The organism is Embleya sp. NPDC059213, assembly GCF_042754445.1.
Classification (GTDB): domain Bacteria; phylum Actinomycetota; class Actinomycetes; order Streptomycetales; family Streptomycetaceae; genus Embleya.
This window is the reverse complement of record NZ_JBHZAV010000174.1, coordinates 1-19,038: the sequence shown is the minus strand read 5'-3', so window position 1 is coordinate 19,038 and position 19,038 is coordinate 1. Positions and strand designations below refer to the sequence as shown.

13 protein-coding genes and 1 pseudogene are annotated in these 19,038 nt (G+C 71.5%); 9 read left to right on the top strand and 5 right to left on the bottom strand.

Annotated elements, in window-relative coordinates:
* The 3 genes from ACFXMF_RS38340 to ACFXMF_RS38330 form a co-directional block, all read right to left on the bottom strand.
* On the bottom strand, positions 1-1,665 hold a 1,665-nt coding region (locus ACFXMF_RS38340; RefSeq protein WP_380021022.1), incomplete at its 3' end, for an AAA family ATPase.
* Positions 1,666-2,216: 551 nt separating this feature from the next.
* A complete protein-coding gene (locus ACFXMF_RS38335) occupies positions 2,217-4,796 on the bottom strand; it encodes an ABC transporter permease (RefSeq protein WP_379989213.1) in 2,580 nt (859 codons plus the stop codon).
* Positions 4,721-5,488: an ABC transporter ATP-binding protein gene (locus ACFXMF_RS38330; protein WP_379989214.1), complete on the bottom strand. Its 768-nt coding sequence runs from the start codon at positions 5,486-5,488 to the stop codon at positions 4,721-4,723. The genes ACFXMF_RS38335 and ACFXMF_RS38330 overlap by 76 nt, the downstream gene beginning before the upstream one ends.
* A gap of 169 nt (positions 5,489-5,657) precedes the next feature.
* Between ACFXMF_RS38330 and ACFXMF_RS38325 the strand changes: the two genes are divergently transcribed.
* Positions 5,658-6,938, top strand: coding sequence for a sensor histidine kinase (locus tag ACFXMF_RS38325; protein WP_379989215.1), 1,281 nt, complete (start codon positions 5,658-5,660; stop codon positions 6,936-6,938).
* Complete coding sequence (locus ACFXMF_RS38320) at positions 6,926-7,573, top strand: response regulator transcription factor (protein WP_360313912.1); 648 nt, start codon at positions 6,926-6,928, stop codon at positions 7,571-7,573. Before ACFXMF_RS38325 ends, ACFXMF_RS38320 begins: the two co-directional genes overlap by 13 nt.
* 217 nt (positions 7,574-7,790) lie before the next feature.
* On the opposite strand, the gene ACFXMF_RS38315 is transcribed toward ACFXMF_RS38320, so the two are convergent.
* Together ACFXMF_RS38315 and ACFXMF_RS38310 are read right to left on the bottom strand one after the other, a co-directional pair.
* Positions 7,791-8,450, bottom strand: coding sequence for a hypothetical protein (locus tag ACFXMF_RS38315; RefSeq protein ID WP_379989216.1), 660 nt, complete (start codon positions 8,448-8,450; stop codon positions 7,791-7,793).
* Between the two features lie 154 nt (positions 8,451-8,604).
* On the bottom strand, positions 8,605-9,489 hold the full coding sequence (locus ACFXMF_RS38310; protein WP_379989220.1) for a helix-turn-helix domain-containing protein: 885 nt from the start codon (positions 9,487-9,489) through the stop codon (positions 8,605-8,607).
* A 461-nt stretch (positions 9,490-9,950) separates the two neighbouring features.
* On the opposite strand from ACFXMF_RS38310, the gene ACFXMF_RS38305 reads away from it, so the two are divergent.
* From ACFXMF_RS38305 to ACFXMF_RS38275, 7 genes and pseudogenes are all read left to right on the top strand, one after another.
* Positions 9,951-11,486, top strand: coding sequence for a serine hydrolase domain-containing protein (locus ACFXMF_RS38305; protein WP_360313918.1), 1,536 nt, complete (start codon positions 9,951-9,953; stop codon positions 11,484-11,486).
* Positions 11,487-12,516: 1,030 nt separating this feature from the next.
* The gene (locus tag ACFXMF_RS38300; protein WP_360313920.1) at positions 12,517-12,699 is read left to right on the top strand and encodes a hypothetical protein; all 183 of its coding nucleotides are present in this window, start codon (positions 12,517-12,519) and stop codon (positions 12,697-12,699) included.
* A gap of 206 nt (positions 12,700-12,905) precedes the next feature.
* A complete protein-coding gene (locus tag ACFXMF_RS38295; protein WP_379989217.1) occupies positions 12,906-13,475 on the top strand; it encodes a hypothetical protein in 570 nt (189 codons plus the stop codon).
* A gap of 464 nt (positions 13,476-13,939) precedes the next feature.
* A pseudogene (locus ACFXMF_RS38290) lies at positions 13,940-14,224 on the top strand (terpene synthase family protein); the annotation flags it as partial.
* 631 nt (positions 14,225-14,855) lie between these two features.
* Positions 14,856-15,443, top strand: a complete 588-nt coding sequence (locus tag ACFXMF_RS38285; protein ID WP_379989221.1) for a hypothetical protein — start codon at positions 14,856-14,858, stop codon at positions 15,441-15,443.
* Between the two features lie 849 nt (positions 15,444-16,292).
* Entirely contained in the window at positions 16,293-16,709 is a 417-nt protein-coding gene (locus ACFXMF_RS38280) for an STAS domain-containing protein (protein WP_379989218.1), read from the top strand.
* Between the two features lie 203 nt (positions 16,710-16,912).
* Positions 16,913-18,997, top strand: coding sequence for a catalase (locus tag ACFXMF_RS38275; RefSeq protein WP_379989219.1), 2,085 nt, complete (start codon positions 16,913-16,915; stop codon positions 18,995-18,997).
* Positions 18,998-19,038 lie beyond the last annotated feature (41 nt).

Sequence of the window (19,038 nt, the reverse complement as noted above, 5' to 3'; positions counted from 1 at the left end):
AAGGGCCAGATCGCGTTCGAGCACCTCGGGCAGCGTCCCGGGCGCCGAACGGCCGAGAGCGTCGGCCGCGTCGAGGTCCTCCGGCGCGCCGACTTGGGCCAGATGGCGGGTGAAGATCTCGGCCACCAGGAAGGCCCCCCACTCCGTACCGCGCACCGATCGTGGCGAGAGGCGATCGGCGATCGCTCGGGCAAGGCGTTGCCGGACGGCGCGCATGCGCGGCGGGCCATAGGTACGAGTGTCGGCCAAGCGGGCGCCCAAATGGTCGGCCAGATCCTCGCGGACCTCGTCGGGGTCGGCGGCGTCCAGGTCCATCAGACCGCCCGTCTCGGCGGCCCGGTCGAGCAGGGCGTCGAACATCGGCCACGGCCGGGTGCCCACCAGCAGCCGCACCGCGCGCGTACCATCGGCCCGGGCGGCCTGCGCCAACCGGGCCAGGTCCGCGCACAACCCGGCGGGGTCGGACGCCTCGTCCAAGGCGTCCACGATCAACACCGGAACCTCTCCCGCCACAGGCAACAGACCGATGAACACCGTTGCGTCCACCAGCGCGTCGGGCCCGGGATCCACATGGAGTTGCCGGGCCGCGGACGCGAACACCTGCGCCGAAGTGCGTCCGCGCGCGTGCATCGCGGCCAACCGATCGTTGACCGAGGGACATCCCGCCGCGTCCCGGGCGTCCAACCGCTCGCGCACATGCCCGGCCACCGCGACCAGTTCGGGGTGCGCGGCACACGCCAGAGCCCCCAACAACGCCGACTTGCCGATCCCCGGATTCCCGGTCACCACCCGAAGGCCGCCCGTCGTGACGTCGTCCAACCACGGCGCGAGGACTCGCAATTGCGAACGCCGCCCGGTGAACCGGAGGCCGGCCTTGTCGGTGAAGTGCAACGCGTCCGAGGGGTCGAGAAACATCCGCAGCGCCGGCTCCACACCGCCCAGACGCACCGCCTTCGGGTCGTGGCCGGGATGGGGGAAGAACGGCAGATCCGGCTCCTCCTCCGCGAGCACCATCGCCGTGCTTTGCACCGTCTGCACCATCCCGGGCATGCGCTCCACCCGTTGCCGTACTCGGCGGGCCACCTTCGAGAACGGCACGTGCGTCCGTGCCGGATCGGTGTCCAACCCGGTGCGGGCGACCTCCTCGAAAACCTCGGCCAGGGCGATGCTGAACCGCCCGTCGTACGCATCCTCACCCCCACCCGACGCCGCGATCACCCACGCGTTCGCCGGTGTGTCCGACCCGTGCACCATGTGCGGCAACGACGCCGCCCGCCCCGCCCGGCACAGATCGAACAGAAACAACGTCGGCACGCCCAACGTCTGCGCGTCGTCCACCCACTGCGCGGCGTTCGTCCCCACCCCGACGCACCCGTCCGCCGGCACTACGTCCACTCGATGAGGATTCGCCGTCGCAACATCCCCGTGGGCGGCGACATACATCAGCCGGGCGGACCCCAGCGCCGTGCCGATCGCCGCCCGCAACGCACCGGCACCGATGTCCTTGTGTACGTCGGTCGCATACCCCAGGCGGTTCAACGCCGCTACGACGGGCGGCACCACCTCGTCGACGAACGGCAGATCCGCCCACGCCCTCGCACCCACCGGCATCTCGCCGGCCCCGGCCGCCGCGAAACGCCCGATCCCCACCACCACCGCACGCATGGGCCCCACCCCTCGCCCTCGGCCCCGTCCCGAAGCATCAGAGTGGCAGGAATTACTCGACCAGACCCGCCGAACAGCGCAACGCACGCAGTCCCAAGCGGCGGCGTGCGCAAACGGGTCGGGTGTCTCGTGAGCCATGGTGAAGTCCGGAGAAGGACGGCCTTCGAGCTGCGCTGTCTCGATGCGGGGTCGGCGCTGTGGTGCCCCGGCCCGTGGTGCGGCACCGGTTGAGAACGTTGGTCTGTGCCTGGTGATGTGGGGGGGCGGCGTGTGGTGTGGGGTGTGTGCGTGGCCGAGGGGCCGGTTGGCCTGTGGTGTTGCAGGGTTCGAGAAGGCAGCGCACCGCGTACCGCGCACCGCGCCGTTGTGGATCGGGTGCGCGCTTGTTCCGATCCCGGCCCCCTCCCGCGCCGGCAGCCGGGGCATCGTTCTCGCCGACCCTCTCGTGTCGTTCCTTCGCGGTGGAGAGTGTCCTCCGCTGGTCCGTCACGTGAGTACTCAGTCATTCACACTTCTCCTGTCGACGCCGACCACCGAGACCGGAACCAGGGTCACGAGCGCCGGTCGCGCATGACGGACCGGCCGGCGAGGGCGGTGGCAGCGAAGACGAGGACGAAGGTGAAGGCGACGAGTGCGGTGTAGGTGACGGGGTCGATCGCGGGTGCGATGCGGTCGCCGTTGCTGAGGGCGTACGTCATGGCGAACAGGCCGGGCAGGGCGAAGGCGGTGCCGACGATGCACGCCGTGGTGGCCAGGACGGCGGCCTCCCAGCGCAGGATCGAGCGCCGTTGCTGCGGGGTGGCGCCGACGGCCGTCAGCAGCGCGAATTCCGAGCGGCGGGAGATGGTCGCGGTGACGAGGGAGTTCGTGACCGCGATGGCGATGTAGCCGAAGAGGACCAGCAGGATGAGCAGACCGAACTTCTCGTCGCCGCTTGACGCATCGCCGCCGGCGGCGGCACCGCCGGAGCCGGAGACCTCGACTCCCGGGACGTCCGCGAGGCGGTCGCGGATGGCCTCCGCGACGCGTGCCGCCGATGCGGAGGCGGGGACTGCGACGGCCAGGCCGGACGGGAGCCCCGACGCGGTGGCCGGCTGCAGGTCGCCGAGGGGGAGAAGGACGTCGCCGAAGCCGAGTCCGCGTTCGTACAGCGCGCTCACGTGCCGCTTGAGCGCACGCCCGTTCGCCGGTACGACCGTGATCTCGTCTCCGACGTGGGCCCCCACTTGGGCCGCACCGAGGACACCGAGCGCCACATCGCCTTCCCGGAGCCGGACCGGGTCGCCGTCCTTGGGCTTGAGATCGGCGTAGTGTTCCACCCGGTCCCCGGCGATGCCGAGTGCGTTCAGGGTCTGGGGGCTGTTGCCGCTGCCGGCGGGCGGCTGCACGATGACGCGGGTGGTCACGATGGGAATGGCCGATGCGACCCCGGGTGCGCCGCGCACGAGTTCGACCGTCCGGTCACTGACTCCGACCGTCGGCGAGGTGACCGTGATGTCGGTGCGCGTGCCCGCGTCCGCCTGTGCCGCCGAGACGGCACCGGCCGTCGCCGCGCCGGAGAGCTGGACCGCACCCAACGCGACGCCGAGGACGATCGGGGTCAACGCGCCGCCGACCCGGGCGGCCCGGTGGCGAATGCTCTCCAGCGCCGTGTACGCCGCGGCGTAGCGCCTCGCCGGCCGGCGCACGATCGCCGCCGCCGCGCGCACCACCTGCGGACTCAGCGGACCGATCGACAGGGCCATCACCAGTCCGGAGATGCCCGGGAGTCCACTGGCCGCATCGACGTTGGACGTGTACGTCGGGGCCAGCGCCATCACGATGCCCACCGCGACCAGAACCACTCCGACGACGATGCGCCGCGTCCGCCGCGATGCCGAGGTGCCTGCGTCGCGGTCTTCGAGCTGCGTCAGCGGGCTGCTGCGGGTCACCCGGCGTACCGCGACGCGCGTGGCGATCTCGGCGGCGAGGAAACCGGTCAGCATCGCCACGATGAAAGGCAAGGGGCCGAAGACCGGCTCAAGAGTCGCGGGCAGCACTCCCCAGGAGCGGATGACGCCGATCATGGCCGCGCCCACCAGCGGTCCGGCGACGCCGCCGAGGCCGCCGGCCGACGCGGCGACCATCCGGATCTCCGCGCGCAGCAGCCGCTTCACCTGCCGCGGCGTGGCACCGACGATGCGGAGCATGGCCAACTCGCGTGAACGCTCGCGGATTTGGAGCGACGTGAGGGCTATGACGGTGAACACCGCGACAATCAGCGCGACGGCACCGAGCGCACCGGCGATGGAGACGAGGTCCGCCGTCGCCCGGCCCTGGGAGACCGCCTCGACGGGCCCTCGGTCGCCGCGGTCCCACAGCCGCGCCCCGGCCGGAGCGGCGAGGCGGGCGAGTACGTCCGCATCGGAAGTCGCCTGCGGCCAGACGCCGATGACCGCCACGCCGGGGTCGGGGTTGCCGCGCGTCGCGATCTGCCCGTCGGTGAGATACACGTCCGGGACGTCGACTCCCGCGTCGTCGGCTGTGGTCGTGCCGACGAGCGTGTACTGCACGGGCCGGTCGCCGAAGCCGAGCGCGACCTTCTCCCCGGTCTCCAGGCCGTGGGCGCGCGCGACGTGGCCGGGCAGCACGATGTCGTCCGCGCCGACGGGCGCGCGTCCCGAGGCCAGTTCACGATTCCCGAGTGCGAACGCGGACCAGGGATGCGCATCGACCGTCTCGCCGTCACCGGCCCGGGCACCGAGGACCGCGGGCACGATGCGGTCGGCGACGACGCGGGACGCGGGCAGCGCCGCGGTGATCTCGCCGGCCAGCGAAGCCGGCAGCAGCGCCCGGCCCGGGACCGTCATGTCGACGTCGCCGTCGACAGGCACCGACTGGCGGGATGCGACCAACAGCGGTGCATTGTCGTACTCGCCGGTGGAGACCCGGCCGCGGACGCCGGTCTCGAGAAGTACGCCGAACGCCCCCATGAGGACGGCCGAGAAGAACACCGTGATGGCGAGTGCGGCGACCTGGCCCCGGCGCGCACGCAGCGTCAGTCGGGCGAGCTTGTTCAGGACCGGCTCCCGAGCTCGGTGAGGGTCGCCGCGATCCGCGCCTCGGTGGCGCCGCGTAGTTCGCCGTGCCAACGGCCGTCGCGCAGGAACAGCACGCGGTCCGCGACCGCCGCCGCCCGTGGGTCGTGCGTCACCAGCAACACCCGCTGACCGAGGTTGGTGACGATCGACCGGAGCAGGTCGAGCACGACGTCGCTCGACGCGGTGTCGAGCGCGCCGGTCGGTTCGTCGGCGACGATCAACTCCGGGTCCGTGACGAGCGCCCGCGCGAACGCGACGCGCTGTTGCTGGCCCCCGGACAACTGGGCCGGCCGGCGGTCGAGCGTGGCACCGACGCCGACCGTCTCGGCCAACTTCCGTACGCGGTGCCGGTCGATCGGTCGGCCGGCCAGCCGCAGCGGCAACGAGATGTTGTCGGCGACGGTGAGGGACGGGATCAGGTTGTACGCCTGGAACACCACCCCGACCCGCGAACGCCGCATCTCGGCCAGGCGGGTCTCGTCCAGGCCGGTGATGTCCGTGCCGCCGACGCGGATCGACCCCGTATCGGGCTTGTCCAGGCCCAACAGGCAGTTCAGCAAGGTGGTCTTGCCGGAGCCCGACGGTCCCATGATCGCGGTGAAACTCCGCGGTGCGAGGGACATGTCGATGTTCGTCAGCGCCCGGAAGCGCGTGGCGCCGGCGCCGAAACTCTTGCTCAGGCCGTTGATGGCCACGGCGTGTTCGTCGTGGTTCCCGGGGTGTTCGCTCCTGTGCGTCTTCACGTTCACGACCGTAGATTCGCGGCCCGCGCGGCACAGTCCCCCGTGTGCCCGGCCCGTGGTGGCACGGGCGACCGCTCTGATGGTGGTGCCGGCTATACCTCCACCGCGGGCCCGCCGCCCGAGGTGCGTCGCCGGGGGCCGGCCCGAGGACTGGAAGTAGGCTCGCCGGGTGAGTTCCACGAGAGGTGTCGGCGCCGGTCGACGGCTGCGAAATGCCAGGCCGGTCCGGCAGTCGGCGCGTTCGCTCCGCTACCTGACGGGCGGTGCCGTCTCCGGGCTGTACGGACTGGTGGTCCTCGCGGTCGTCATGGTCGTGGCCGCGCTGTCCGTGGTCGGCGTCGGACTCCTGCTCACCGGTGCCGCTTCCGGGCTGGTGCGGCACTGGAGCGACCGTGAACGGGGGAGGGTCGGACCGGCGTTGGGACGGCGCATCGCGTCTCCCCACCTGCGGCCCGCCGCCGGCGCGGATGTCGTCCGCCGACGCATCGCCGACAACATGCCGATCCGTGACCTGGGCGCCGTCCTCCAGCGGATCGTGATCGGGATCCCGCTCGGTGCCGTCGCCGTCCTGCTGCCGGTGCTGTCCCTGCAGGCGCTGGCCCTGCCGGCGTACTGGTGGGCGATGCCGGACGGCCGCCCCGCCGAGCAGTTCTTCGAGGTCACGACGTGGTGGCTCGCCCTGGTGTCCGGCCTGATCGGGCTCGCCGGACTGGCCGCGTGGGCGGTCGCCGTGCCCGCCGTGGGATCCGCCGACGCGAAGCTCCTCGAACGGCTGCTCGCGCCGTCCCGCGAGCAAGAACTCCGGCTGCGGGCGCAGATGGAGGAGCGGCGCCGGCGCTCGGCCGTCGACGTGCACACCGCCGAACTGCGCCGGATCGAACGGGATCTGCACGACGCGGCGCAGAACCGGCTGGTCGCCGTCTCGATGTTCATCGGCACCGCACAACGGCAACTGAGCACCGGAACCGGCGACGTTGCGACGGCCCTGGCCAAAGCACAGGACGCCAGCCGCGACGCGCTGGCCGAAATGCGCCGCATCATCCGGGACGTCTACCCGCCGGTGCTCGCCGAGGAAGGCTTGGTGCCGGCCTTGGGGCTGTTGGCCGACCGCATGCAGATCCCCACCCGGCTGCGGGTCGACGCACCCGCACCGACACCGGCGTCCGTCGACGCGGCGCTGTACTTCTCGGTCGCCGAGGCCCTGACCAACGTGTCCAAGCACAGCAACGGGACCGAATGCGACATACACCTGACCTGGAAGGAGGCCGACGGCGAGATGCGCGTCATCACCACCGTGACCGACAACGGACAAGGCGGCGCCCGATCGACGACGGGCAGCGGCCTGACCGGCATCACGAGCCGGATCGAGGCGCTCGGCGGCACGGCCACCGTCGCCAGCCCGCCGGGCGGACCGACGTCGGTGCGGATGGAGTTGCCATGCGAGTCGTGATCGCCGAGGACGACACGCTGCTGCGCGAAGGTCTTGCGGCGCTGTTGTCCGCCGAGGGGATCGACGTGGTCGCCGCGCGCCCTGATGCCGAGCGCCTGTACGAGACCATCGAGGAGTTCGACGCCGGACTGGCCATCGTCGACGTACGGATGCCCCCGACGTTCACCAACGAGGGCCTGCGCGCCGCAATGCAGGTCCGCGCGTCGCGTCCCGGCTTCCCCATGCTGGTGCTGTCCGCCCACGTGGAGACCAAATACGCCGGCGACCTGCTCGCCGACGGAGCCGGAGCGGTCGGCTACCTGCTCAAGGAACGCGTAGGCGCCGTCGACGACTTCCTGCGCACCATGGACCGCGTGGTCAGGGGCGAGACGGTCCTCGACCCCGAGGTGGTGACCACCCTGATGCGCCGCAGCGGCACCCGCAGCCCGCTCGCCACCCTCACCGCCCGCGAGCGCGACGTCCTGCAACTGATGGCCCAAGGCCACCGCAACGGCGACATCGCGGCCGAACTCCACGTCACCGAGGCCGCGATCCACAAACACATCCGCAACATCTTCACCAAGCTCGGCCTGCTCGCCGACGACGCCGGACACCGGCGCGTACTCGCGGTCCTCACCTACCTCCGCGAGCAGTGACGCCCCCGAAGCCCCGACACCCCCGAAACCAATCGGCCCCGCTCCCGCGAGAGAGCGGGGCCGACGCCTTTGCCCGCCCGGGCTGGAGGATGTCACGGCGCCGCCACCCTCCTGGACCCGGCCCTCGCATCGGCACGGCTGCTCTCGACCCGGGTGGGTCTGCATCCCTACACCGTGGACCACCCGTACCTGAGCGGGACTGTTCGGCGGTCGGGAGTCAGTGTTGCTCGTCGAAGTGGGTGCGTATGGCCGCCAAGAGGCTTTGCAGGTCCTGTCGGGCCAGGGGATGGCCGCGGAAGTCGCGCAGGACGGTGTCCAGTTCCTCGTACGAGCGGAACATGAGGAGAATCTGCTGCAGTTCGGCCGCTGCGGAGACCATCACCGTGCCGCAGCCGAACGGGTGTTCCGTGGAGGCCGCCTCCTTTGCCGCCTCCTCGACGTCGGGATACGGATCCGAGGCGGAGATTCGGACGAACCTGTGAAGGATCTGGAATGCCTGGGGGAAACGGATCCGGGCCTCCGGGAGACTCATCGGCAGTTGCCGGAACCCGGGAGACGACTCGTAGTCCTTGGTCCGCAGGTACTCGGCCAGGTAGCGCAGGAACTCCGCGGGCGGCCAATCACCCGCGGCCCGGGCCAGCCGCACGTCGAACTCGGCGGGGCGCGGCGAGGATCCGGGCGAGTCCATCTCGTCGGCGAGGACGTCCAGGAGCGCGGAGACGACGCCCAGGGGCATGGTCGACCAGGCCACCGGGGAGTCGCGCACGACGCGGCAGAACCGCTCCAGTTCGTCCTCCAGGGATTCCCCCGCGGACGCCCACTGGACCAGGAGGTGGATCGAGCCGTCGATGTACAGGAGATCGTGGTTGGAGGTCATGGCGCCACAGCCAAGTACCCGCACCCGAGAACCGCAAGTGGGGTCGAACCCGCCCGGGTTGCGCATCGGCAGTCGATCCGAACAACGGCCGAGGACAAGCACAATGCGCTGTTGCCGACACCGGTCGAGTTCGCGCGGGTCGGGTTCGCGTCGGTCAGGTGGGGCCGGAGAGGAGTGCCGGGGTGGTCGATGCGGTCTGGACGTCGGTTGCGTTGTCCCGTGGCGTGGCGGACGGCGCGTCGGTTGCGGTGTACGCGAGCGTCGTCGACCCCGCCGCGCCGGCCGCCCCGGCGATCGCCGGCACCGCGCACCTGTTTTCCAGGAAGCCGTCCCCAAGGCGTACGAGTGCCCGCTGACGGTCGTCGCCGGCCGGGCGTTCGCGGCCGAGATCCACGAGTCGCCGCTGTTCCTGCTCTGGATGGTGAAGGGGTTGTCGATGGCGTCGCACCCTCGACGGCCTCTTTGAGGACGTCGCCACCGGCTGACACCGCGTCCCCTCGCCGAGGCCCGCCCGTGGCTCGCCCCGAAACTCGAAGCCCTCAACGAACGACCGTGCCTGCGGGCCGAGGTCCTCCTGCGGGTAGATCTGCCGCGAGGCCGGGTCGGTGAACCATCGGTAGACGAAGCTCGCCGCGCGGCCGCGGTGCGCGGACAGGTCGCCGAGCATCGCGATGGCGAGCGGGTTCTGGACCAGAACGGTGTGCGGGTCGGTGCTCACCATCGCCGGGGTCCCGTCGATTCGTGTCAGCAGGTCGAGCAGTGCGGAGTGGACGTGTGACGTCGCCCCGCCCTGGTGCGGGATCGAACGGTTCGCCAACCGGTACAGATGGTCGCGCTCGTCGCGACTGAGGCGCAGGGCGCGGGCGAGCGCGGCGAGCATCCGGTCGGAGGGCTGCGAGCCGGCACCGCGTTCGAGCTCGATGTAGTACTCCACCGAGGCGCCGGCCGGAACGGCGACTTCGTCGCGGCGCAGACCGGGGACGCGGCGCCGCGGGCCGGGCGCGAGCCCGACTTCCTCGGGGCGGATCCTCGGCGGGATCCGCCCACGGTCGGGCCGTCCGGTGCGGATCCGGACGTCCCGGACGTCACCGTGGCCGCTCGGCGCCCTGTGTCGAAGACGCCACGTCGTCGGTTCACCCGGCGGTCGTCGTGGGCTCGGGCACCGAGCGCGAGGTCACGCACCATACCGACGCGGACGCCCGAACCACCCGGACGGCTGATCTTCGTCCTGGGTTCGCGCGACCGGCGGTGGGCGTAAGGGGAACCGGAGAGGTATCCGAGTCCTCCCACGTGAGAACGATGCCCCTCGAGACCCCGTTTCCTACGCTCGTCGAACGAGGGAGTGACGCGCCCGCACCCGGGGCGCGATGTCGCCCGGACGCGTCGCGTGTGGACGCCGTGTTCCCGGGGCGACGGCAAGAGGGTCGTCGGCGTCTTCAGGCGCGCACGGTCCGGTCGCTTCCCCGCCTGCGCGACCGACATCGATCGAGAGGCAGATTCGTGACCCACCCTCCCCGGATCCCTTCCTCGGCGGAAGCCGCCGACGGCACCCGAAGCACATCCACCCGGCGCACCGTGCTGCGCGGTTCGCTGGTTGCCGCCGCGGTGGCGGGCACGGTCGGAACGGCGAGCCTCGGCACCGCGCCGGCCGCGCACGCGAGCGACGCACCACCGGCCGAGGCGGACCGTACGGGCGACACGTCCACGGCCCGGCACTGGCGCTCCAGGCTTGCCACGCTGGCCGCCCGACACGAGGTCCCCGGCGCCTCGTTGGGCATTCTGGCCGGCGACCGGGTCGTCAAGGTCGCCGCCGGTCTGGCCAACGCCGACGACCGTATCGAGGCAACGCCCGACACGCTCTGGCAGATCGGCTCCATCACCAAGGTCTGGACCGCCACCCTCGCCATGCGCCTGGTGGACGAGGGCGCCATCGACCTCGACACTCCGGTCGTACGCCATATGCCCGAGCTGCGACTGCCCGACCCCGACCGGACCCGGCGCCTGACGCTGCGTCACCTGCTCGCCCACACCAGCGGGATCGACGGCGACGTGCTCCCCGACACCGGACGCGGCGACGACTGCCTGGAGCGGTTCACCGCCCTGCTCAAGGACGTTCCGGCGGTCCACCCGCTGGGCCGCGGGTACTCGTACTGCAACGTCGGACTGATCCTCACCGGCCGGCTGATCGAACGCCGCACCGGCACGACCTGGGACACCGCGCTGCGCGAACGCGTGATCAAGCCGCTGGGCCTGACCCGCAGCCACACACTGCCGGAGGACGTGCTCGCGCATCGCGCCGCCGCCGGTCACGCCTCGGGACCGGACGGGCGGCCGCGCGTCGACCCCACGTGGGTTCCCCGCTCGTCGGGCCCGGCCGGCATCGTGTGCTCCAGCGTCGGCGACGTGCTCGCCTTCGTCCGCCTGCACCTGAACGACGGCCTCGGGCCCGACGGCACCCGGCTGCTGTCGGCGCGCGCCGCCGAGGAGATGCGTTCGTTCCAGACGGCCACGCCCAACACCCCGGACAACGGCGAAACCCGCGGCCTGGGGTGGGCCCGTTGGGACTGGGACGGTCGGGCGGTGTACGGCCACGACGGCAGGACCCAGGGTCAGTCCTCCTACCTTCGTGTACTGCCCGATGCCCGTCTCGCGGTCGTTCTGCTCACCAACGGAGGCGACGCCCAGGCGCTCTACCACGACCTGTACCGGGAGATCTTCACCGACTTCGCCGGCGTCGCGCCCCGCCCGCCGCACAGCCCCGACGGCACCAGGCCGCCGCACGACGCGGGGGGCTACCTGGGCCGATACCAACGTGTAGGGGTGCTCGAAGAGATCCTTGAACGCGGCGGCGCGCTGTTCCTGCGCCGGACCTTCACGGGAGGCACTCCCAGCGAGTACGAACTCCTGCCCGCCGGCCGGGACCTGTACGTCCACCGCTTGCCCGGCGTTCGCGACTGGGAGCCGCTCAAGTGCTTCACCCTGGACGGCACGCGCTACGTGTGCCAGAGCGACCGGGTGCTGCCACAGATCCCCTGACACCGCGCATTCCGAATTCCGGACGACCGCTCGGGGCACGACACCGGTGGTGGTCGCGAGGGCGCCGGCGGCGGTCCGGAGCCCGACAAGGAGCCGGTGGCGCACCCGGCGGCCGAGATCGAGGCGTTCGCGACCGAGTTCCACGGGAAGACCGGTCCCACCCCCGAACAGCGCGAGACGCGGGTGTCGGCGTTGCCGGAGTTCCGGCAGGCCACCGACGAAGAGCACGACGTGATCCCGTGCGGACGTGACAAGGTCGAGGGCGTCACGGTGGGCCCGGCCACCATCGACGAGCAGGAGGGGTGTGGGCCGGCCGACTGCTGCCACCACCCTGGCCGGCGGCGCCACCCGCCGGTTCGACGCGTTCGTGGAACCGGCATCGGATCCCATGGTGTTGTACGACGTCCCTGCAAGGCCGGGAGCCTTCCTGAATGATCTCGCGGTGTCACGGGGTGGGTTGACGGATGCGGCATGGGCTCGGATCGAGCAGGAACCGCCGCGGGCCGGGTACTCGCGGAGCCATTCCCGCCCGTCGGATCGATGACCCGCAGCGATGCGAAGTCGGCAACGAACACGCGGGGTCCCGGGGTCCGGAGAAGCGCAGGAACGTCCGCGTCTCCATCTCTGCGCCCGCGTCCCGGCCCGTCGGAACTCTCCGTTGCCCCTGGGCCTCCCACGACCGACCGCCTCCAGTCCCTTTGCCGGACGTCGGCCGGGAGACGGGCGCCGTAGGAGCATCGGCGCGTGCCGGGACCCCCGCGGGTGGGGAACGGGGCTCGACCGGTGAGGAGTTCGAACAGGACACAGCCGAGGGAGTACAGATCTGCGCGGGCGTCGGACGGGCCGCCGCGCCACTGCTCGGGGGACTGTAGGGGCGGCGAGTTGGGTTGACGCGGCGCACCGCGGTTCGGCCCCTGCGCCGCGTCCGTTGGACCCGCGCGGAGTGAGCAGGTGGGGCACGGCGGTGGCTCGGGCGAACGGCGACCGGGGCCTCATGTCGTCGACCGGTGGGGCCCGGGGGCGCGTCGTCTTGTCCACGAAGGTCTTCCCGCTCTCCCACGTGCTGATGGGCGAGAGCACATCCAGTGCGCGGTGGCTGCGCGGGCGCGTACACGATCTCGGCCATCCCGGTGAGGTGGGCCAGGTGTTGCCCGGCGCCGTCTTCCTCAAGTTCATCGCGTTCCCTGAGATCGGGTGTTGCGACGTTCAGTAGAACCCAAGGGTGTTCCGGCGGGGCGGCCGCCGTCAGGGTGATTCGTCGGTGAGGCGCCGGTGGTTCACCGGTTCGGCGGGTCGACGACGCCGAGGGCCACGAAGGTGGTGTGGCGGACGGGTGAATGGTGTGTCCCCGTCGAGGTGGCTTCCGTGATCGGGTGGGCGTACCTGTGAGGATCGACCCGCCGGGAGGAGGCCGAAGCCATGACGAGCGATGCCGGGCACGGACAGGCCCCGGCCCCGGATGACCTGCGGACGATCGCCAAGGGCTGGCAGGGCATCCAACTGGCGGTCCTGGGCTTCGTCGGCCTGTGCGGGGTACTCAAAGACAGCGGCCCGGCGGGGGTCCCACGGGCCATCCAGGTAGTGGCCGGGGTGCTGGCACTGAGCGCCCTGGTCGTCGCCTGCTGCGCGGTCTTCCTCGTCGGCCTCGCTGCCTGGCCCCTGTACCGGACCGTGGCCCGCCCGGCTGCCTCCCCGCGAGCGAGCCGTGCCCTGCGTACCGGAATCGCCCTGACCTTCACGGCCGTCGCGCTGCTCGCCCTGTCGACGGCCACTTCCTGGTGGCCCGTGAAAGCGGACAAGGCTGATGGCACCGGCAATACGGGCGGCGCGGCGCGGAGTTTCGTCCGCGTAAGCACCGAGGCCGGCACTGTCTGCGGGCCTCTGAGCGAGAGCGACTACGGGTTTTTGACCCTCGAGGCGAACGGCCGCACCGTCACCATGGCGCTCAGTGAGGTCTCGGCCCTACAGCCCGCGTCTTCCTGTGGTTGACCGGGGCAGGAACCGGCACCCAGCCGCCGATCGACTCGCTCACGGATGCGCGGGCGGCGGCCGCGTCGAGGAAGTTCCCGCCGGTGGCGAACGCGGAGGCGGGCCTGCGGGGCGAGCCGACCTGCGTGGCCGTGGGGTCCGGGCTCTCCTTCTTCGGCGCCATCGCCGGCTTCACCACTTCGGGCAGAGCGCGCGCGGCCGGCACCGGCACTCGCCGACCTCGCGGCGTACGTGTTCCCCGACGCCACGGGCGAGGACCTGGACCTCATGTTCGACATCACCGGTTGGTTCTTCTTCCTTGACGACGCCTACGAGGTGACCCCCGGCCGATCACCGGACACGATCCCGACCACCCACCGGCACATGCTCACCGTCCTGACCTCACCCCCTCCGGCAACCGTGCCCCCGGAGCCCGCGTCCCGGTCGTCGCGTTCGCCGACATCAGGCGACGCGAAACCACCGGCATGTCCGGGCAGTGGATCCACCGAGCCGCCCACAACCGGGCCGAACGGCTCCGTGCCTGCTGCACCGAAACGGCCAACCGCCTCACCGGCACCCACCTCGACCACGACGACCACATCGCCCGGCGCCGCAAGGCGGTCGCCGTCGTACCGACCATGGACATGCCCGAACGCGGCGCCCACTTCGAAGTACCCGTCCTCGCCTACCACCACAGCCACTTCCAGCACCTGCTGCGGCGCCTGGCCACCGACCAGATCCTCCTGGTCAACGGCCTCTACTCCCTCGACAAGGAGGAAGCCGCCGGCAGCCCCAACACGATCCACTGCCTGATGCGCGCGCCCGGCACTGCTCACGCGACGCCGCGATCGAGACGGCCATTGCAACGGCTGAGGCCCGCACCCGCGAATTCGTCCGCCACAGCGCCGACCTCCCGCAGTTCACCCGAAGTCTCCACCCGACCCCACCGAGACGCAGGCCGTCCACCGCTACACCGACAGCCTGCACCTGCGCATGCGGGCCGGCCACCACTGGGGCCTCACCGTGTGCGACCGCTACCGCCGACCCGACACCTCCCACGACCCCAACCGACCCCGCACCCAGGGCCGGCCGGTGAACACCCCCACGCCCATACACCCGGCCGGCGGATCCCTGCCCCTGCTCGGACACGAACTCCACCTGCTTCGCGGCCTCCCGACCCCCGGGCGCCGCGGTCACCGTGGGGACGAACCTTCGCGTTCGGCCACACCCGACCGGCGTCGAGGAGACAACCGGGCGAGGCCCCACGGCGGTGCCGACGCGAGGGCGCCACATCTCCCGGGGAGCACCCGCCCCGTTCGCCTGTCGCCTGGGTTGGGTATCGAGTCGATCCGAGTGGGTACTCGGGGCTGACGACGCAGCCCATCCGGGAGGAGCCCCCACATGTCAGGCCCGTCGCGACGACAGCCTTCCCTACCGGCGACGCCTCGGATCTCCCAAGGGGCGCGGCGAAGGCGCTCGGCGAAGCCGTGCGGCGACGGCTCCGACGCCGCGCGCCTGCTTCGCATCTACCTGGGTGACCACTTCGCCGGCTCGATCGGCGGGGAGAACCTCGCCCGCCGCATCGCGCGCAACCACAGGGGCGGGGTACACGGGCCCACCCTGTCCGCCATCGCGGACGAGGTGGCCCGCGATCGCCGGTCGCTCAAGCGGATCATGAGCGACCTGGAAATCGCGCCACCACCGGCGAAGGCCGCTCTTGCCTGGATCATGGAACGAGTGGGCAGACTGAAACCCAACGGCCGGCTGATGAGCCGTTCACCGCTGAGCAGCGTCGTCGAACTCGAGACCATGCGCATGGGAGTCGAGGGCAAGGCGATGTGCTGGCGGAGTCTGCGGGCCGTGGCCGACGGCGACCGGCGGCTGTCCGCACAGGAGTTGGACGAACTCCTGGTCCGCGCCGAAGCGCAGTCCGATCGTCTCGAGGACACACGGACCAGGATCGCCGAGGCAACCTTCAGCCGACCTTGACGACGCCGGGTCGCGCCCATCGGGGCCCGTCCAAGTCGTGAGGCGCGACTCCGACGCAGCGCGCGGGCCATGGTCGGGGGCTGGGCACGCAGTGCTTCCGGGAACCGCCGAACAGGCCGTGGGGCGTCGGCATCGGGACACGCGACGACCTCGGACCGGATCGAGTGCCGCTGGCGGGCAAAGCGGTGCGTGGCAGGTCCTCGCCGCCACCCGAACGGCGGATGGCGACGCTGTCCGGACACGTCGTGTCGCCGTGGCGGACATCCGCACAGGGCACGCGCGGGCGGCGGGCCCGGCGGGAATCGCACGCCGCCCCGTGGAGCCCGGGAGATCACGCCCGTGACCTCCTCGTACTCCAACGTCCCGCGAACGGCGACGGTGGCTGCGGAGCGCGCCTGCTCGACTTGCTCACCACACCGTCGAGCGTCGGGCGGCACGCCGCGGGCCGGCACGTGCGCGGCCACATCCGGCACCGAATCCGTCCACCTTCCGCAGCGGGCCCGGCCGGAATCGGCGGGCCGGGGTGCGCGGGTCCCAGCGCGGCGGATGTGGGACGACGCGGTGTGCCACGCGGTCCAAGCTCCCGCAAGGGGGTGATTCCGGAACGTCCGGGGGAGGACATGCGCAAACCATGTTGTTGCGATGTGCCGTGCGCTGCCCCGGGGTTTCGTTTCCGCAACGCGCTCGCCTCCGGCACCGACCCACCACCCACCTTCGGATTCCCGCGAGTTCGTCGGGGCAGGAGCGGAAGGCACGCGCGGGCGCTCCCCGCACGCCCGGCACGTCGGGGGCCGCCCACACGAACGTGCCGTCTCCCCGGGCCCGTCCGCTTCGACCGGAGGAACCACGTTGCCCAGGGACCCGACCCTCGCCACGCAGACCCTCCTGTCCGTCGACACGTTCCTGGCCGGCGGATCCGCCCTGCTGATCCTCGGCGGGGACATCGACGTCGACACCGCACCCGTGCTGCGACGCGCCGTCGACCACTGCCTCGGCCGGCACTGCAGCAGTGTCCACGTGGACCTGTACGCCATCGACTTCTGCGACTGCGCGGGACTCGGCACGTTCGTGTGGGCTCGCCGCCGCGCCGGGCGGTCGAACGCCGCGATCCTGTTCCATCACGCACCCCCCTCGTCCGCGCCCTGGCGGCCGCCACCGGGGCCGTCGACGTGCTGCTCCCGTAACCGGAACCGACAGCCGGACGCCGCAGGCACCGCGCGGACGAGCCCGCCCCTTCGGCTGCACCCGACCGGCACCCAGGAATGAGCCGGCGAGGCGCCCGTGCACTGCCGACGACAGGGCCCACCCCGTCGCGCCCGAGATCCCGCCCGAGCACCCGACGACACCCGCGACCTGCTCCGCCGGCCTCGCAGGTGGCGGTCCTGACGGTGTATGGCGCTCGCGCAGACGGGTACCCGCGTCGCGACCCGGACCGAGAGCCGGGCGACTCGCCCCAGGAGGCCACCCGGATGGACCCGCAGAACCAGGACGTCACCCACCGACGCTCCGACACCCCGCACGACGCCAAGGACGCCCAACTGGAGCAGTACCGCGTGCACCCCGCGGCCAAGCACCTGACCACGAATCAGGGCGTCCGCGTGGACGACGACGACAACTCGCTACGGGCCGGGGTCCGCGGCCCCACGCTCCTCGAGGACTTCCACTTCCGCGAGAAGATCACGCACTTCGACCACGAGCGCATCCCCGAGCGCGTCGTGCACGCGCGAGGCGCGGGCGCGTACGGGTTCTTCGAGGCGTACGAGTCGATGGCGGACGTCACCTGCGCCGCATTCCTTGCCGAACCCGGCCTGCGTACACCGGTGTTCGCCCGTTTCTCCACCGTCGCCGGCTCACGCGGATCGGCCGACACCGTACGCGACGTACGCGGATTCGCGGTGAAGTTCTACACGGGAGAGGGAAACTTCGACCTCGTCGGCAACAACATGCCGGTGTTCTTCATCCAGGACGGGGTGAAGTTCCCCGACTTCGTGCACGCCGTCAAACCCGAGCCGCACAACGAGATCCCCCAGGCCCAGTCCGCGCACGACACGCTGTGGGACTTCGTCCGCAACCAGCCCGAGACCACGCACATGATGATGTGGCTCATGTCCGACCGCGCCATCCCGCGCAGCTACCGGATGATGCAGGGCTTCGGCGTCCACACGTTCCGGTTCGTCGACGCCGCCGGCCGCGGCACGTTCGTGAAGTTCCACTGGAAGCCCAGACTCGGCGTGCACTCCCTCGTCTGGGACGAGACACAGAAAATCGGCGGTCTGGACCCGGACTTCAACCGCCGGGACCTGTGGGAGGCCATCGACAACGGCGATGCCCCCGAATGGGAACTCGGCGTGCAACTCGTGGCCCAGGACGACGAACACGCCTTCGACTTCGACCTGCTCGACGCCACGAAACTCATCCCGGAGGAACTGGTCCCGGTGCGTCCGGTCGGGCGCCTGGTCCTGAACCGCAACCCGGACAACTTCTTCGCCGAGACCGAACAGGTGGCCTTCCACACCGCCCACGTCGTCCCCGGCATCGACTTCACCAACGACCCGCTGCTCCAGGCCCGATTGTTCTCCTACCTCGACACCCAGCTCATCAGGCTCGGCGGCCCCAACTTCGCGCAGATCCCGATCAACCGCCCCGTCGCCGACGTGCACAACAACCAGCGCGACGGCCACCATCAGATGCGCCTGGATCGTGGCCGCAGCAGCTACAGCAAGAACACGCTCGGCCGGGGCTGCCCGATCGTCGCCGGCCCGGACCACGGCGGCTACGAGCACCACCAGGAACGGGTCGACGGCGCCAAGATCAAACAACGCAGTCCCAGCTTCGACGACCACTTCGGTCAGGCGGCGCTGTTCTGGCACAGCATGGCCGACTGGGAACGCGACCACATCGTCGCCGCCTTCCGCTTCGAACTCGGCAAGTGCGACACCCACGACATCCGCGAGGACGTCGTCGCGCTGCTCGCCAACGTGGACACCGACCTCGCACGCCGCGTCGGAGCCGGCCTGGGCATCACCCCGCCGACCCGCACACCGGCACCCGTCGGCGAGCCGTCCCCGGCACTGAGCATCGCCAACAACCCGGGCGAAGGAGGCATCCACACGCGCAGGATCGCGATCCTGGCCGCCGACGGCGTCGGCGGCGACCACGTACGCGCCGTCGCGGCCCGCCTGACCGAACACGGGGCGACCTGCGAGGTGGTGGGCCCGCGCCAGGGTCCCCTACGCGCGTCCGACGACGAGGAGATCGAGGCGCCGCGCTCGCTGCTGACGATGGGATCGCCGTTGTACGACGCGGTGTACGTTCCCGGAGGCGCCGAGTCGGTCCAGGCGCTGCGGGGCGACGCCGACGCCCGGGAATTCCTCGTCCAGGCGTATCGCCACGGCAAGGCGATCGGCGCCACGGGAGAGGCAGGCGCCCTCCTGGAACACTGCGCCGTGCCTACCGACGCGCCCGGCGTCGTCGTCGACGCGGACGCCTCCGCCGCTTTCGTCGACGCGTTCACCACGGCCATCGCCGCCCACCGCCACTACGACCGCACCTGACGAACCCTGCGACCGCCGACGCCTGCGGTCGAGTCCCGACG

What these genes read in the sequence shown, in the direction of transcription:
- ACFXMF_RS38320 (WP_360313912.1), top strand. Translation starts at nt 6,926, where the DNA reads ATGCGAGTCGTGATCGCCGAGGACGACACGCTGCTGCGCGAAGGTCTT.
- ACFXMF_RS38315 (WP_379989216.1), bottom strand. Translation starts at nt 8,450, where the DNA reads ATGACCTCCAACCACGATCTCCTGTACATCGACGGCTCGATCCACCTC.
- ACFXMF_RS38295 (WP_379989217.1), top strand. Translation starts at nt 12,906, where the DNA reads ATGACGAGCGATGCCGGGCACGGACAGGCCCCGGCCCCGGATGACCTG.
- ACFXMF_RS38285 (WP_379989221.1), top strand. Translation starts at nt 14,856, where the DNA reads ATGTCAGGCCCGTCGCGACGACAGCCTTCCCTACCGGCGACGCCTCGG.
- ACFXMF_RS38275 (WP_379989219.1), top strand. Translation starts at nt 16,913, where the DNA reads ATGGACCCGCAGAACCAGGACGTCACCCACCGACGCTCCGACACCCCG.